The 14,000-nt window shown below is 68.2% G+C and carries 16 protein-coding genes and 1 pseudogene; 10 read left to right on the top strand and 7 right to left on the bottom strand.

Features of this window, described 5'->3' with window-relative positions:
• The first annotated feature begins 30 nt into the window (after positions 1–30).
• Positions 31–999: a hypothetical protein gene (locus ACT53N_RS13345; protein ID WP_476064353.1), complete on the top strand. Its 969-nt coding sequence runs from the start codon at positions 31–33 to the stop codon at positions 997–999.
• A gap of 87 nt (positions 1,000–1,086) precedes the next feature.
• Here ACT53N_RS13345 and ACT53N_RS13340 read toward each other — a convergent pair whose 3' ends face one another.
• Positions 1,087–1,302 (bottom strand): hypothetical protein, encoded by a 216-nt coding sequence (locus tag ACT53N_RS13340; protein ID WP_476064352.1) that lies wholly within the window; start codon positions 1,300–1,302, stop codon positions 1,087–1,089.
• A gap of 114 nt (positions 1,303–1,416) precedes the next feature.
• Between ACT53N_RS13340 and ACT53N_RS13335 the strand changes: the two genes are divergently transcribed.
• On the top strand, positions 1,417–2,541 hold the full coding sequence (locus ACT53N_RS13335; protein ID WP_476064351.1) for a cell wall hydrolase: 1,125 nt from the start codon (positions 1,417–1,419) through the stop codon (positions 2,539–2,541).
• Here the strand turns inward: ACT53N_RS13335 and ACT53N_RS13330 are convergent.
• Both ACT53N_RS13330 and ACT53N_RS13325 read right to left on the bottom strand, forming a co-directional pair.
• A complete protein-coding gene (locus ACT53N_RS13330) occupies positions 2,507–3,328 on the bottom strand; it encodes an SDR family oxidoreductase (RefSeq protein ID WP_476064350.1) in 822 nt (273 codons plus the stop codon). The genes ACT53N_RS13335 and ACT53N_RS13330 overlap by 35 nt on opposite strands.
• An 84-nt stretch (positions 3,329–3,412) precedes the next feature.
• Positions 3,413–3,592, bottom strand: a complete 180-nt coding sequence (locus ACT53N_RS13325) for a YegP family protein (protein ID WP_096050390.1) — start codon at positions 3,590–3,592, stop codon at positions 3,413–3,415.
• A gap of 150 nt (positions 3,593–3,742) precedes the next feature.
• Here ACT53N_RS13325 and ACT53N_RS13320 point away from each other — a divergent pair, with 150 nt between their 5' ends.
• From ACT53N_RS13320 to ACT53N_RS13310, 3 genes are all read left to right on the top strand, one after another.
• Entirely contained in the window at positions 3,743–4,300 is a 558-nt protein-coding gene (locus ACT53N_RS13320) for a DUF1003 domain-containing protein (RefSeq protein ID WP_476064349.1), read from the top strand.
• Positions 4,297–5,208 (top strand): carbon-nitrogen hydrolase family protein, encoded by a 912-nt coding sequence (locus ACT53N_RS13315; protein ID WP_476064348.1) that lies wholly within the window; start codon positions 4,297–4,299, stop codon positions 5,206–5,208. The genes ACT53N_RS13320 and ACT53N_RS13315 overlap by 4 nt, the downstream gene beginning before the upstream one ends.
• A gap of 95 nt (positions 5,209–5,303) precedes the next feature.
• Positions 5,304–5,693, top strand: a complete 390-nt coding sequence (locus ACT53N_RS13310; RefSeq protein WP_476064347.1) for a limonene-1,2-epoxide hydrolase — start codon at positions 5,304–5,306, stop codon at positions 5,691–5,693.
• 164 nt (positions 5,694–5,857) lie between these two features.
• Here ACT53N_RS13310 and ACT53N_RS13305 read toward each other — a convergent pair whose 3' ends face one another.
• Positions 5,858–6,796, bottom strand: coding sequence for a GlxA family transcriptional regulator (locus tag ACT53N_RS13305; protein WP_476064346.1), 939 nt, complete (start codon positions 6,794–6,796; stop codon positions 5,858–5,860).
• A 94-nt stretch (positions 6,797–6,890) separates the two neighbouring features.
• On the opposite strand from ACT53N_RS13305, the gene ACT53N_RS13300 reads away from it, so the two are divergent.
• Positions 6,891–7,571, top strand: coding sequence for a DJ-1/PfpI family protein (locus ACT53N_RS13300; RefSeq protein ID WP_476064345.1), 681 nt, complete (start codon positions 6,891–6,893; stop codon positions 7,569–7,571).
• A gap of 3 nt (positions 7,572–7,574) precedes the next feature.
• Here the strand turns inward: ACT53N_RS13300 and ACT53N_RS13295 are convergent.
• Together ACT53N_RS13295 and ygiD are read right to left on the bottom strand one after the other, a co-directional pair.
• Positions 7,575–7,708, bottom strand: a pseudogene (locus ACT53N_RS13295) (hypothetical protein); the annotation flags it as partial.
• Positions 7,708–8,478 (bottom strand): 4,5-DOPA-extradiol-dioxygenase, encoded by a 771-nt coding sequence (ygiD, locus tag ACT53N_RS13290; protein WP_476064344.1) that lies wholly within the window; start codon positions 8,476–8,478, stop codon positions 7,708–7,710. The pseudogene ACT53N_RS13295 and the gene ygiD, both read right to left, overlap by 1 nt.
• 118 nt (positions 8,479–8,596) lie before the next feature.
• On the opposite strand from ygiD, the gene ACT53N_RS13285 reads away from it, so the two are divergent.
• From ACT53N_RS13285 to ACT53N_RS13270, 4 genes are all read left to right on the top strand, one after another.
• Positions 8,597–9,769 carry an acyltransferase family protein gene (locus tag ACT53N_RS13285; RefSeq protein WP_476064343.1) on the top strand — a complete coding sequence of 391 codons (1,173 nt, stop codon included), beginning with the start codon at positions 8,597–8,599 and terminating at the stop codon, positions 9,767–9,769.
• Between the two features lie 202 nt (positions 9,770–9,971).
• Entirely contained in the window at positions 9,972–10,358 is a 387-nt protein-coding gene (locus tag ACT53N_RS13280; RefSeq protein ID WP_476064342.1) for a hypothetical protein, read from the top strand.
• Positions 10,359–10,528: 170 nt separating this feature from the next.
• A complete protein-coding gene (locus ACT53N_RS13275; protein WP_476064341.1) occupies positions 10,529–11,302 on the top strand; it encodes a tyrosine-protein phosphatase in 774 nt (257 codons plus the stop codon).
• Positions 11,303–11,546: 244 nt separating this feature from the next.
• Complete coding sequence (locus ACT53N_RS13270; RefSeq protein WP_476064340.1) at positions 11,547–13,001, top strand: MFS transporter; 1,455 nt, start codon at positions 11,547–11,549, stop codon at positions 12,999–13,001.
• 80 nt (positions 13,002–13,081) lie between these two features.
• Here the strand turns inward: ACT53N_RS13270 and ACT53N_RS13265 are convergent, their stop codons facing one another.
• Positions 13,082–13,993, bottom strand: a complete 912-nt coding sequence (locus ACT53N_RS13265) for a ribokinase (RefSeq protein WP_476064339.1) — start codon at positions 13,991–13,993, stop codon at positions 13,082–13,084.
• Positions 13,994–14,000: the final 7 nt, after the last annotated feature.

The following is a 14,000-nucleotide window of genomic DNA, read 5'->3' as shown; positions in this document are numbered from 1 at the left end:
GCCGCTACTCTCACCAAAGGACCTCATGATATGAGCGATCTGATCGATCGTTATCTGGGCGCTGTGGCCGCCCTGCTGCCCAAAGACTCGCGCCAGGACATCGTCGCCGAGCTGCGGGACCTGATCGTGAGCCGCATCGAGGAGCGGGAGGCGGCTCAGGGCCGCGCGCTGGACAAGCGCGAGATCGAGGCGCTGCTGCGCGAGATCGGCCATCCGATCGCGGTCGCCGGCCGCTATGGCCCCCGCACGGCGCTGATCGGACCGGAGATCTATCCGTTCTGGCTGTTCGGGGTGAAGGTGCTGCTGGCGGTGGCCGCCCTGGCGGCGGTGATCCCGGCCGGCGTGGCCCTGCTGACGGCGCACGGCGATGCGCGTCTGGTGATGCGGACGATCACGGACTTCATCCCCACCGCCTTGAGCCTGATCGGCGCGGCGACCCTGATCGGGGCCGCGATCGAGCGAGGCTGGATCAAGACCGACGGCTTCCAGAACTGGAAGGTCAGCGAACTACCGCAGGTCCCTCAATCGAAGGAGTGGTTCTTCAAGAGCCGCTTCGATGGCCTGTTCGAGGCGGTGGCCACCCTCCTGTTCATTGGTTGGTGGACGGGTCTCGTGCACTTCCCGATCGGTCAGGTCCTCGAGACCCGACATGGCGACATCACGTTCCAGACGCCTATTTATGCGGACTTCTACCTGCCTATTCTTCTGCTCGCGGTCGGCCAGCTGATCTCGTCGCTGATCCAGGTCATCAAGCCGGGCTGGACGGCGCTGCGCAACATCGCCGAGATCGCCTGCGCCGTGGGCGGCCTGGCGCTGGCGGCGGCCCTCTGGCCTCTCCAGCCCCTGGTTACGCTGGCCGCGCCGGAGGCGACGGTCGCAGGCCTCGCGAACCTGCAGAAGGTCGTGGATCTGAACATCCAGATCGCCCTCTGGGTTTCGGTGGCGATCAATCTCACCAAGATCGTGGTGCACGGTTGGCGCCTGATCCGCGGCCGCTGATCCAGGACCCGCGGGGGCTCTTCAGAGTCCCCGCGCAGGCCTGCGGCGTTAACCTTGTGTCGTTGCCGAGTAACGATAAGCGCTGGTTCAGACTCCGCCAGGATCGGTTGAGCACAGGCGTGGCAAGGCTTTCGCGGCGGCAAAAAAACGCGGATCGGACTTGTTGAGCTTTTTGCGCGGATTCAAGGTGTTAACGATTAGTCTGCGCGACGCATCGGCGCAGAGGCCATGTCGCGGCGCGTCCAGTGCTTGCGAGTCGGTCACTGATGCGTCATAAGCCGCTACAAGCAGGATCTTGGCCACAGCGTGATACGGCCAATCCTCCGCTTCGGAAGCGTCTCCGCCGGTGATTTTCGCGGAGTTTCCGGGGCGCATTTGTCGGGGAGCCGGAGGCTCTCGCCGCGCAGGACACGAGTTTTGTATATCAAGTCGCAGACGCGCGCGGACGCGCGCGGGCTGGTCGGCGCCGTATTGGTGGGATCCATCACGGGTCTCGCCCTGGGCGGCGTATACCTTCTGGGTGGCCTGGCCCAATCGGCCTCCACCCACGCCCGCGTCGCCCGATTGGCGGAAGGCGCTTCGGGGGACTTCTCCGAGGCGGCGATGCTCAGCGCTTCTACGCGTATGGACCCCGGCGCGCTCGCCGTGGCCAAGCGTCACGATCCCTATCTCTTCGCCGCCGTCGATCAGCGCGATCGTCAGTCGGCCATGCTGGCCGCCCGCCTCGAAGGCGCTGGCTCGGCCCTGCTGCCCGGCCAGAGCGGCCGCACCGGCCCTCTGATGCTGCGCGCCAGCTTCGGTACAATGTTCAACGGCGGGGGCGCAGGTCCGTTCCAGCTGGGCAACGCCCTGCAGAGCTCGCGCGAGATCGAATGCCTGGCCCAGGCCGTCTACTACGAAGCCCGTGGCGAGACCCCCAGCGGTCAGGCGGCCGTGGCCCAGGTGGTGCTGAACCGCGTGCGTCACCCGGCCTTCCCGAAGTCGATCTGCGGCGTCGTATTCCAGGGCGCCTATAACCGCACGGGCTGCCAGTTCAGTTTCGCCTGCGACGGTTCGATGCGCCGCGCTCGCGACATCGGCGCCTGGAGCCGGGCCCGCAAGGTCGCCACGCGCGTCGTGGCGGGCACGATCGAGAGCCCGGTCGGTTCGGCCACCCACTTCCACACCGTGCATGTGTCGCCGGGCTGGGGCCCGCGCCTGCAGCGCGTGACCCAGGTGGGCATGCACATCTTCTATCGCTTCGGTCGCCGCAGCGGTGTTTCCAGCCAGTCGCCGACGGTCGACGACATCGCGCCGTCCGAGATCGCCAGCCTGACCGCCGACGGTCATGGCCCGGTGGCCTATACGAGCCTGGCCCGTCTGGAGACGCCGACTGGCGCGCCGGGCGTGGGTGGTCCGATCGGCCCGGTCAGCGAACCGGCCTCCGCGCCGGCCGCCGCAAAGGCGCCGGCTCTGACGCCGGTGAAGTCGCCCGCCAGCGACAAGCCGACGATGGAGGGCCTGAAGGCTACAGTAGGGGCCGGGAGCGGAGCTGCTTCCTGACGCTGCCGGGCATGTGGCTGCTGGCGAAGCGCATCTGCTTGGCCCGCTTGCCCACCAGGTAGTGCAGCGCCTTGCCGTGAGCCGCCTCCCAGACCACCTGGGCGGCGTCCTCGACGGGATAGACCTCCAGCCCGCCGGCCTTCAGCGACTCCGACATCGACTTGTTGGAGCCGTCCGAGGCCGCGTTCAGGATCGGCGTCTCGACGAACCACGGCATGACGCAGGCCACGCTGACGCCATAGGCGGCGTACTCGACGTCCAGCGCCTCTGACAGACCCCGCACCGCGAACTTGGTGGCCGAATAGACCGCCAGCTTCGGTGAGCCGTAGAGGCCGGCGCACGAGGCCACATTGATCAGCCTCCCGCCGGCCGCCTTCAGCAGCGGCAGGCCCGCGCGGGCCCCGTTGATCACGCCCTTGATATTGATGTCGATCTGGATGTCGCAGTCGGCGTCTGACATCTCGTTTAGCATGCCAAAGCGCGCGACGCCGGCGTTGTTCAAGAGGGCGTCGGCCTTACCGCCGGTCTCGCGGCCGAACTCGCCGAGGGCGTTCTCCCAGGCCTCGCGGTCGCGAACGTCGAGGGGATGGATCGAGCCGTTTTCAGGACCGATGGCCAGCAGGGCGGCCTTGAGGCCGGCCTTGTCGATGTCCGACAGGCCGACGAACCAGCCTTCCTTGGCGAAGCGCTTGGCGCAGGCCAGGCCGATGCCGCTGGCCGCGCCCGTGATGAAGATGCTCTTGCGCCCGTTGGCTGGCATGGTTCCCTCCCGTATCATTGTTATCAATGATCAGATGCCGAACGGGCGGAGGGGTCAAGGCGCCTTAAGCCGCTCCCCCGCATCGCGGGGGAGCCTTGGGTCGCGTCCCGATCAATCCGTCTGGTCGTCGATCTCGGCGTCGGGGCCGTTCTTCTTGATCGACTCGATGGCGTTCTTGGCCGAGGCCTTGGACGCGTAGCCCTCGGTCCAGAAGATGGTCTCGCTGTTGTAGGTGAAGTAGGCGACGAACTCGCCGGCCTTGTTCTTCTTGATCACGAACTTATGGGCCATGGCGCTTCTCCATTGATGATGTGAAATTTCGTCAGCCCCACCCGACGGGCCAAGCGTCGCCTTGCCGGGGCGCGCGTGTCAATCGCGGCCTTGTCACGTTCGGGGCGCGCCGCCGATGATGGGGGCTGTGTTCCCGCCGAGTCTCTCCCCATGTCGCACGATCGTCTCGACCAGCTTTCGATGGATCTGCTGGGCAAGTCCTACGAAGCGCTCAACGACGTCCAGAAGCGGGTCATCGACCTGATCCTGGCCGAGCAGCCCTCGGACCCCCGCGCGGTCTTCGACGAGGGCACCTTCTGGACCCGGCTGGCGGACAAGGTGGCGGCGGTCGGCGGCTCCTGGGGCTTCATCGGCGGCTTCGCCCTGGCGCTGGTCTTGTGGATGGCGCTGAACCTGGCGCTCAAGCCCCTGAACCTGGCCTTCGACCCCTATCCCTTCATCTTCCTTAACCTGCTGCTCTCGACCCTGGCGGCGATCCAGGCGCCGGTGATCATGATGAGCCAGAACCGTCAGGCGGCGAAGGATCGCCTGACCGCCGAGCACGACTATGCGGTGAACCTGCGCGCCGAGCTCGAGATCATGCGGGTGATCGACAAGGTCGACGCCCTGCGCAGCGATGAGCTGATGATCCTCTGCCGCGAGCACGCCGAGCGCCTGGCGCAGTTGCAGGAGGAGGTGGCGATCCTGCGGGCGGAGCGCGGCGGGTGAGCCTCACGGTCGCCACCGCTCAGTTCGCCGTCAGCGCCGACATCGACGCCAATGCGGCGGCGATCGCGCGCCTGATGCGGCAGGCGAGGGCGGCGGACGCGGACGTCCTCCATGTCCCCGAAGCGGCCCTGTCCGGCTACGCCAGCGTCGACCTGGCCAGCTTCGACGGCTTCGACTGGCCGCGCCTGGAGGCGGCGACCCGCCGGATCATGGCGCTGGCGGGCGCGCTTGGGCTCTGGACGATCCTCGGCTCCGCGCACCGGCTGGGCGAGGGACGCAAGCCGCACAACTGCGCCTATGTCATCGACGCCTCGGGCGCCCTCGTCGACCGTTATGACAAGCGCTTCTGCGCCGGTGACGCGGCCGGCCTGACCGGAGACCTGGCCCACTACACGCCTGGCGACCACTTTGCGGTGTTCGAGATCAGGGGCGTGCGCTGCGGCGTGCTGATCTGCCACGACTATCGCTATCCGGAGCTCTATCGCGCCTATCACCGGCGAGGCGTGCGGCTGATGTTCCACGGCTTCCACGCGGGCGGGCTGTCGGCCGAGCGGTTCGCCGCCATGGAGGCCGACGTCGGCCGTCATAACCTGACGAGGGGGACGACGCTGCCTGCCATCACCATGCCGGCGGGTATGATCGCGGCCGCCTCGAACAACAACATGTGGATCAGCTGTCCGAACAGTTCGGCGCCGAGAAGCTGCTGGCCGTCCTTTTGTGTGAGGCCCGATGGCGTGATCACCGGCGCCCTGGAGCCGCAGACCGAAGGGGTTCTGCTGTCGGTGATCGACCCCGACGCTGCGATCTACGACAGCACCGTCGCCTGGCGCGACCGGGCCATCGACGGAGTGCTGCACTCGGGCGAGGTGGCGGACGATCCGAGATCGACGGACCGGACGGGGCTTTAAGGACGCGGGTCCTGGAAGGGGCTTGTAGCGACCGCTACATGCGTTACCGTGTAGCGATCGCTACAAGCTTGCGAGATCGCCCAAGAGGTAACGCCATGTCCTCGACCGTCCAATCCCCCGCCCAGATTGTCCGCGCCTTCATGAAGGATATGGAGCGCCTCGACTACGACGCCGCCGTCCAGCATCTGGCGCCGGCCTGCGAGTATACGAACCCGCCGCCGATCGGCAGGGTGCATGGCCCGGCCGGTGTGCGCGCAGTGCTGGAGCCCTTCTTCGCGCCGACCCTGGAGAATGAGTTCCAGATCCTGCGCGAAGCCGTCGATGGCGGGATCGTCTTCCACGAGCGCCTGGACCGGCATCGCCTGAAAGACGGCTGGGTCGAACTGCCGGTGACCGGCGTCTATGAAGTCGTCGACGGTAAGATCGTCTACTGGCGCGACTATTTCGACGCCCAGACCATCCTGAGCCAGTGGCCGCGCGGGTAGGGGCGAAGTTCAGCGTACGCCCCCTCCGTCACGCGGCTTGCGCCGCGCGCCACCTCCCCCGCAAGCGGGGCAGGAGGGAGGCTGCGTCCTCCTCACCCGTGAAACGGGGGAGGTGGCGCGGCGCCGATAGGCGACGTGGCGGAGGGGGCGCTGCTAAGTTCCCGCTACCCCGCCCGCGCCCGCCGCAGCGCCTGGGGCGGTTGCCCAAACGCCCTGATAAACGCCCGGCGCATCCGTTCGGGATCGCCAAAGCCCGTCTCCAGCGCGACGTCCTCGACCTGCAGCGGCTGACTGTCGAGCAGGGCGCGGGCGGCTTCGACGCGCAGGCGTTCGATGGCCTTGGCGGGGGTGACGCCGGTTTCCTGGGCGAACAAGCGGGCGAAGTTGCGGGGGCTCATGGCGGCGCGGTCAGCCAGTTGTTCGACGCTTAGCGGTTCGGACAGGTTCTGGCGGGCCCAGGAGAGGAGGGCGTCGAAGCGGCCGGGGCGCAGGTCGATCAGCGCCGAGTGCTGCGACTGGCCGCCGGGGCGGTGGTGATAGACCACCAACTGCTGGGCCGTGCGACGGGCGACGGCCTCGCCCTCATCGGCGCCGATAAGGGCCAGGGACAGGTCGATGCCGGCGGTGATGCCCGCAGAGCTCCAAACCGCCCCGTCCTGCACCCAGATGCGATCGGGCTCGAGCCTGATGTTCGGATAGCGACGCTGGAAGTCCTTGGTCCGACTCCAGTGGGTGGTGGCGCGCTTGCCGTCCAGCAGGCCCGCCTCGGCTAGGACATAGGTTCCCGAGCAGACGCTGGCGACGCGGCGTGACGAGCGGCCGGCCTCGCGCACGAAGGCCAGGGTCTCGGCGCAACTGGCGGGGACTTTCACGGCGTCGCCGCCCGCGATGAGCAGGGTGTCGAGCGGCGGCGCCTCGGCTAGGGCCTTGGTCTGGACGACCATGCCGGAAGTGCTGGGGATCAAGCCGCCCCGCAGCGAGAGGAAGTGCAGGCTATAGGCGCCGGGCGACAGCCGGCCGGCGATCTCGAACGCCGCGATCGGGCCGGTGGCGTCCAGCAGTTGGAAGCCGGGATAGACGAGAAAGCCGATCGCACGGGACATGGCGGACGCCTTGGCTGAAATCGCGGGAACTATGTCATTTCCGCCAGCGCCTCGTCGAGCCATCTTCACGCTAGACTGTGACGGAGACCATCGCATGAGCCAGACCCTGCAGATCGTGATCGCCCTGTTCCCGGGCGTCACGCACCTGGACTTCACCGGCCCGCATCAGGTGCTGTGCCGCCTACCGGGCGCCAAGGTCACGGTGGCCAGCCTGGCCGGTGGCGAGATCGAGGCCGACGGCCTGGTCTTCGCCCACCTGCCCAAGCTGTCAGACGTCGAGACCTGCGATGTGCTGATCGTGCCGGGCGGTTTTGGCACGACGCAGGCGATGGGCGATCCGGACTTCATCGCGGAGATCCGGCGACTTGCGGATGGCGCGCGCTATGTCTGCTCGGTGTGCACCGGCTCGCTGGTGCTGGCGGCGGCGGGCCTCTTGAAGGGCAAACGCGCGGCCTGCCACTGGGCCTGGCGCGACCAGCTAGCGCTGTTCGGCGCGATCCCGGATCCGTCCCGCGTGGCGCGGGACGGCCGCTACATCACCGGTGGCGGGGTGACGGCGGGCATCGATTTCGCCCTGACCCTGATCGCCGAACTGGCCGGGGATGAGGTGGCCCAAGGGATCCAGCTGGCCGTCGAATACGCCCCCGCGCCGCCCTTCGATGCGGGCCGCCCGGAGACTGCGCCGCCGCAGGTGCTGGAGCGGATCACCGCGCTCTACGGCAAAGGCATGGACGAGCGGGTGGCGGCGGCGAAGGCGGCGGCGGGGGGGCTGTGAGCGCGCGCCCCCTCCGTCACGCGGCTTCGCCGCGCGACACCTCCCCCGTTTCACGGGTGAGGAGGCGTGTCATCCTCCCCCGCATGCGGGGGAGGTGGCTCGGCGCGGATACGCGGCGAGACGGAGGGGGCGCTCCTCACCCCACCTGCACGCCCGTCATCGAGATCGCCGCGAACACATCATCGTTGAAGAAACTCACCGGCTCGCCCGGCGTCTGGGCGCCCAGCACATAGAGCAGGGGCAGGTAGTGTTCGGCGCTGTTGATCGCGGCTTCAGCGTCTGGGCCAAGGCTGCGCCAGTCGATCAGCGGATCGTGGTCGCCGGTCAGGATCAGCTGCTTGGCGGTCTCGTTGAAGCGCTCGGCCCAGGGCAGGGTCTCGGGGCGACGGAAGTCGATGGCGCGCAGGTTGTGGACGATGTCGCCGCTGCCCATGATCAGCACGCCCTCATCGCGCAGCGGGGCTAGGCGCCGGCCGGCCTCGTAGTGCCAGCGGTCGCTGCGGTCGCGATCGAGGCTGAGCTGCACGACGGGGATGTCTGCGTCCGGATACATCGGGCCCAGCACGCCCCAGGCACCGTGGTCGAGACCGCGCGTCGGATGCTGGACGACCGTGTCGGGCGCCAGCAAGTCCGCCACCCGCGCCGCCAGGGCCGGATCGCCCGGCGCCGGATAGCGCACGTCGAACAGGGCCTGCGGGAAGCCGAAGAAGTCGTGGATCGTCTCTGGCGCGGGCGAGGCGCTGACGGCTGAGGCGCCGCGCGTCTCCCAATGGGCGCTGACCATCAGGATGGCCTTGGGGCGCGGCAGCTCACGCCCCAGCCGCGCCCAGTCGCGGCGCCACGGGTTGTTCTCGATGGCGTTCATCGGCGAGCCGTGGCCGACGAACAGGGCGGGCATGCGGGACATTGTGATCTGGCCTTATCAGAAACAGTAGAAGTTACAGATAGTGTCCGCGACGCCATGGCGCAAGACGAGGTTCGGGTGACGGCTTCCGCCTCCGGACGGGCTTTGCTATGCGGCGAGCGTGACCGCCGCGCCGCCCCAGATTCCCTCCGAAGGGACCCCCGTTGCGACCGAGCCGACGGCTCCGTCGGTGAGCCATTTTTCGGGCAAGGAAAACGTGCGGGGCGGGGCGCTGGATTTCCTGCGCTTCCTCGCCTCGCTGCTGATCGTCGTCTACCACTATGGCGCCGAGAGCCCGATGCGGATCGAGCGCTTCGCCCAAGTGTTCTCACGCGGCTTTCTGGCCACCGACTTCTTTCTCATCTTGTCGGGCTATGTGCTGGGCCGGGCCTATGGCGCCTCGACCCTGAGCGGGCGGCTGAGCGCGCCGCAGTTCTGGGTGCGTCGCGCCGCGCGGGTGTGGCCGGGGCACCTGGCCGTGCTGGCCATGCTGGCGGTGCTGGTGCTCGTGCTCAACGCCATTGGCACCGACGCTCACAAGCCCAGCCGCTTTGCCTGGGACCAGCTGGTTCCGCAGGCCTTCCTGATCCACGCCTGGGGCGTGCCCAGCGACGGCTGGAACCTGCCCAGCTGGAGCCTGTCGGCGCTGATCATCTGCTACGCCCTGTTCCCCAGCTTCTGGCGCGCGGTCAGCAAGATCCGCCACGCCTGGCTGCTGCCGCTACTGGGCCTGGCGGTCATGGCCGCGTTCGAAGTGCTGGCCGAGACGGTGTTCGACCAGGGGCTGGCGGACCTGCGGTTCCAGTTCGGGGTGATCCGCGCCCTGCCGCTGTTCATCCTGGGCGTCTGCCTGGCCCGCACGGTCGATATGCGCTGGCCCTCGGAACGCGCGGCCCACGGCCTACTGTGGGGCGGCGTGGCGCTGCTGGTCGTCACCCAGCCGCTGGACCGCTACGCGCTGCCTGACCCGCTGCTATTCGACGCGCCCTCGCTCCTGGCCATCGCCATGATCGTGCTGGGCGCCGGGCGCCTGCCGGTGAAGCGTCCGCGCCGCTGGATCGAGGAGGGCGCCAAGCTGTCGTTCGCCCTGTTCATCACCCACATCTTCATCGGCGTGATCTATTGGAGCGCCGTCCACAAGCTGATCGACACCGTCCCGATCGGCATCGGCTGGCAGTGGCTGATGTGGCTAGCGGGTTTCCCCCTGGCCTACGGCGGCGCGTGGCTATTCCATCGCTATGTCGACCAGCCGCTGCAGGACCGCATTCAGCCGCTGTTGCGGAAGTCCTCCTAAACTCCGACCTCCCCGGCGAATACCGGGGTCCAGGTCGAGCCCGTCACCGTCGTAATGGTGGCCGGGACGGCAGGCGGGCCCACCCAAACCGCTCCTGATGAATCTGGGCCCCGGCATTCGCCGGGGAGGTCGGGTAGAGATGTTGGGCGCTTGCCTGTCGTCCACCGCGACGTCCCACCCGTAACAACGTTATCGATCGCCATTGGAGACGCCCATGCTGGCCCTGATGCTCGCTCTTTCGCTGCAAGCGGCGCCGCCCGCCGCGCCCCTCGCTGGCGATTGGGTCGTCGACCTGTCGGCGACGCCATCCGAGCCCTATTACAAGGGCATGACTCTGAAGCTCGAGGCCGACGGTACGGTGACCGGCAGCTTCTACGACAGCGAGATCCAGGCGGGCCGCTGGAAGACGGCCGGCGGCCGCACCTGCGCCAGCTTCCGCACCACCGACGGCGCGGGGCCCTATCACACCAGCGTCTGCCAGGGCGCGGCCGGCCTGGAAGGCCAGACCTGGGCCGAGCACCGCAACTTCGTCTTCCTGTGGCGCGCCAAGCCGGCGACGGCCGAGGACCTCAAAGCCAAGTGGTGGTGAGATCGCGACGCCCCCTCCGTCTCGGCGCTATGCGCCGATCCACCTCCCCCGCAAGCGGGGCAGGATGAGCGTCCTCCTCACCCGGGAAACGGGGGAGGTGTCGCGCGGCAAGGCCGCGTGACGGAGGGGGCGCTTTCCAGCCGGGCGCCCATTCGATAAGTCACCTGCCCATGACCAGACTGATCCCCCTGCAAGGCGTCGAGAACTTTCGCGACTTCGGCGATTACGCCGCCGGCGAAGGGCGGCTGAAGAAGGGCGTGTTGTTCCGCGCCGCCCACCAGGCCGAGGCGACCGATGAGGACCTGGCGCACCTGGCCTCGCTGGGCATCGCCACCCTGGTCGACCTGCGTCGCCCAAATGAGCGCGAGCGGGCCCCGTCGCGGCGGTGGGAGGGCTTCTCGGCGAGCGTGATCGAGAACGATCTCGGCATGACGGGCGAGGATCCCTGGCACACCTTCCTCAAGGAGTCGGATCTGTCGCTGGAGTCGATCCACACGTACATGGACGAGTATTACCGCCGCGCCCCGTTCAAGGAGCGGCATCTGGATCTGTTCAGCCGCTACTTCCAGGCGGTGGCCAAGGGGGAGGGCGCGGTGCTGATCCACTGCGCGGCTGGCAAGGACCGCACCGGCATCCTGGCCGCCCTGACCCATCACATCGCCGGGGTGTCGGACGACGACGTCATCGATGACTACCTCCTGACCAACGACCCGACCCGCTTCGAGCGGCGCGGCCACATCTTCCAGAAGAACATCTTCGAGATGACCGGCAAGCGCCCGACCGAAGCGGCGATGCGCGCGGCCATGGGCGTGGAGGCCCGCTATCTCGCGGCGGCGTTTGCGGCGATCAAGGATCAGTACGGCTCGCTGGACGGCTATCTGGAGAACGCCGTGGGGTTGGACGCTACGACCCGCGAGGCGGTGGCGGGGCATATCCTGCTCTAGGGTCTACGCCCTTGGTTCCGATCTCCCCGGCGAATGCCGGGGCCCAGATCGAACCCGCCAATCTCGCGATGTCGGGCCGGACCGTAGGCGGGCCCACCCAAACGGCGCCGGATGAATCTGGGCCCCGGCATTCGCCGGGGAGGTCGGGTGTGGGAACTCAAAAATCCATAAGGTGACAAACGCCCGTTTAACCGCCAACCTCGACGGACGGTCCCGTCAGAGGACCTGTCTTGGGGGTTAGGGTATGAGCGAGTTGGCGGGGACGCCTCCGGGCCTGAGCGATGTCGCTGGCGCGGAGGGACGGGAGGATGTTCTCACGCCGCCGCCGACCGGCAAGCTCTCCAAGGGGGCGCTCAGCTGGATTCTACACCAGGGCACGCGCGACCCCTATGTGATCCTGGTCACCATCTATGTGTTCGCGCCTTACTTCTCGCGGGTGCTGATCGGCGATCCGGTCAAGGGCCAGGCGACGGTCGCCGACATCTCCACCACCTATGGCCTGCTGACCGCGCTGCTGGCGCCGATCCTGGGCGCCTCGATCGAGCGTTATGGACCCCGCAAGCCGTTGATGGCCTTGGGCCTGGCGATCATGGTCCCGCTGTTGATGGCGTTGTGGTGGGCCACCCCCGGTGGGCTGCCGGTGGGGCTGATCGGCCTGTTCCTGATCATCCTGGGCGTCGTCTACAACTGCGGCGACGTGCTTCAGAACTCGCTCCTGTCGCGCGCCGCCGAGAAGGGCCAGGAGCCCGTGCTGTCGGGCCTGGGCTATGCGACCGCCAACGGCCTGTCGGTCGCGCTGCTGATCTTCGTGATGTGGGCCTTCGTGCTGCCCGGCCAGGTGTCGTGGTCGTTCGTGCCGAGCGCGCCGCTGTTTGGCCTCAGCCAGAGCGCGCACGAGCCCAGCCGGATCGTCGGGCCGCTGGCGGGCGCGGTGATGCTGCTGGGCGCGATCCCGTTCTTCCTGTGGACCCGCGATGCGCCCCGCACCGGGGTGTCGTTCGTCGCGTCGCTGAAGGAAGGGGTGAAGCTGCTCATCGACACCTTCGCCAATCTGAAAGGCCACGCCGACGTCGCCAAATTCCTAGGCGCGCGGATGCTGTATTGCGACGGCATGACCGCGCTCCTGATCTTCGGCGGCCTGTTCGCGGCCGGCCTGATGAAGTGGGGCGAGTTGGAGATGCTGGCCTATGGCGTCTCGCTGTCGATCTTCGGCGTGCTGGGCGGGTTGATCGCGCCGTGGCTGGACAAGGCCCTGGGCCCCCGGCGGGCGGTCCAATTGGAGGTCGGGATCTGTATTCTGGTGCTGCTGGGCACGCTGGGCATGGGCCGCGAGAAGATCCTGTTCTTCTGGACCTGGGATGCGGCCACCCATCCGGCCGTCTGGAGCGGCCCTTTGTTCCGCACCTTGCCGGAGCTGATCTATCTGGGTCTTGGCCTGCTGATCGCCGTGTTCGTCACGGCGCAATACGCCTCCAGCCGCACCCTGCTGGTGCGCCTGGCCCCGCCGGACCGCATGGCGGCGTTCTTTGGCCTGTTCTCGCTGTCGGGCACGGCGACCATGTGGGTCGGCTCGCTGCTGGTGGCCTTGGCGACCAAGATGTTCGATAGCCAGGTGGCGGGCTTCATCCCGATCGCGGGCCTCTTGGCGCTGGGGCTCCTGGGGCTGTTCACCGTGAAGGGCGGTGGGCGGGAGGCTTAGAGCGGCTCTGGCATCCAGGCCGATCCTGACGCCGCCTGGGAGATCTGCCTGTTCGACTGTGAGACGCTCAACGTCCGCCTTCACCCCCCCAGAAACGCCTCGACCTCGCGGCGGCTGGGCATCGACGGCGCGGCGCCGGCTTTCTGCACCGAGAGAGCGGCGGCGGCGTTGGCCATCTCGACGGACTCGGCCAGGTCCATGCCCTGGGACAGGGTCGCGGCCAGCGCGCCGCAGAAGCAGTCGCCGGCGCCGACCGTGTCGATCGCCTTGACCTTCTTGCCCTCGACTAGAAACGCCTCGTCGCGCCGCACGACGGCCGCGCCCGCCGCGCCCAATGTGACGATGATCGTCTGATCGGGGCGGCTCATCAGCTTGCGCGCGGCCAGCGAAACCTCCTCAAGCTTGACGGGTTCGCGGTCCAGCTTGGCGTAGGAGGCCAGTTCGGTCTGGTTGACGATCAGGATGTCGGTCAGCGGGAACAGCGCCGCGCCCTGGGGCAGGGCGGGGGCGGCGTTGAGGATGCGCAGGGCGCCCTTGGCCGCGCCGGTGCGGAACAAGGCTTCGATCGCGGTGGGCGGGGTTTCCAGTTGGCACAGCAGGACGCGCTGGCCCTCGATCGGCGTCGCCGCGACCTGCTGGGGCGTGACCATGGCGTTGGCGCCGGCGGTCACGACGATCATGTTTTCGGCGCTGTTGGCGACCCAGACATGGGCCTGGCCTGTCGGCACGCCCGGCAATTCCGCCACATCGGCGACCTGCACGCCGTAGCCGGCCAGCTTGGCCTTGAGGCCCGCGCCGCTGTCATCGGCGCCGACCGCGCCCATCAGGCGCGTAGCCGCGCCCATGCGGGCGGCCGCGACGGCCTGGTTCGCGCCCTTGCCGCCCAGGAACAGCTCGAGCGACAGGCCCGCGACGGTCTCGCCCGGGCGGGGCAGGTCATCGACCCGCGCGACGGCGTCCAGATTGATCGAGCCGAGAACGAAAACAGTCATGGTCTTG

This window comes from Caulobacter sp. DMC95, assembly GCF_056313785.1.
Note: the sequence above shows the minus strand (reverse complement) of the source record. Positions and strands in the feature narration are given on the sequence as shown.

Excerpts from the sequence above, each read along its gene's own strand:
- ACT53N_RS13345 (WP_476064353.1), top strand. The coding sequence starts at position 31 with ATGAGCGATCTGATCGATCGTTATCTGGGCGCTGTGGCCGCCCTGCTG.
- ACT53N_RS13325 (WP_096050390.1), bottom strand. The coding sequence starts at position 3,592 with ATGGCCCATAAGTTCGTGATCAAGAAGAACAAGGCCGGCGAGTTCGTC.
- ACT53N_RS13320 (WP_476064349.1), top strand. The coding sequence starts at position 3,743 with ATGTCGCACGATCGTCTCGACCAGCTTTCGATGGATCTGCTGGGCAAG.
- ACT53N_RS13310 (WP_476064347.1), top strand. The coding sequence starts at position 5,304 with ATGTCCTCGACCGTCCAATCCCCCGCCCAGATTGTCCGCGCCTTCATG.
- ACT53N_RS13305 (WP_476064346.1), bottom strand. The coding sequence starts at position 6,796 with ATGTCCCGTGCGATCGGCTTTCTCGTCTATCCCGGCTTCCAACTGCTG.
- ACT53N_RS13300 (WP_476064345.1), top strand. The coding sequence starts at position 6,891 with ATGAGCCAGACCCTGCAGATCGTGATCGCCCTGTTCCCGGGCGTCACG.
- ygiD (WP_476064344.1), bottom strand. The coding sequence starts at position 8,478 with ATGTCCCGCATGCCCGCCCTGTTCGTCGGCCACGGCTCGCCGATGAAC.
- ACT53N_RS13275 (WP_476064341.1), top strand. The coding sequence starts at position 10,529 with ATGACCAGACTGATCCCCCTGCAAGGCGTCGAGAACTTTCGCGACTTC.
- ACT53N_RS13270 (WP_476064340.1), top strand. The coding sequence starts at position 11,547 with ATGAGCGAGTTGGCGGGGACGCCTCCGGGCCTGAGCGATGTCGCTGGC.
- ACT53N_RS13265 (WP_476064339.1), bottom strand. The coding sequence starts at position 13,993 with ATGACTGTTTTCGTTCTCGGCTCGATCAATCTGGACGCCGTCGCGCGG.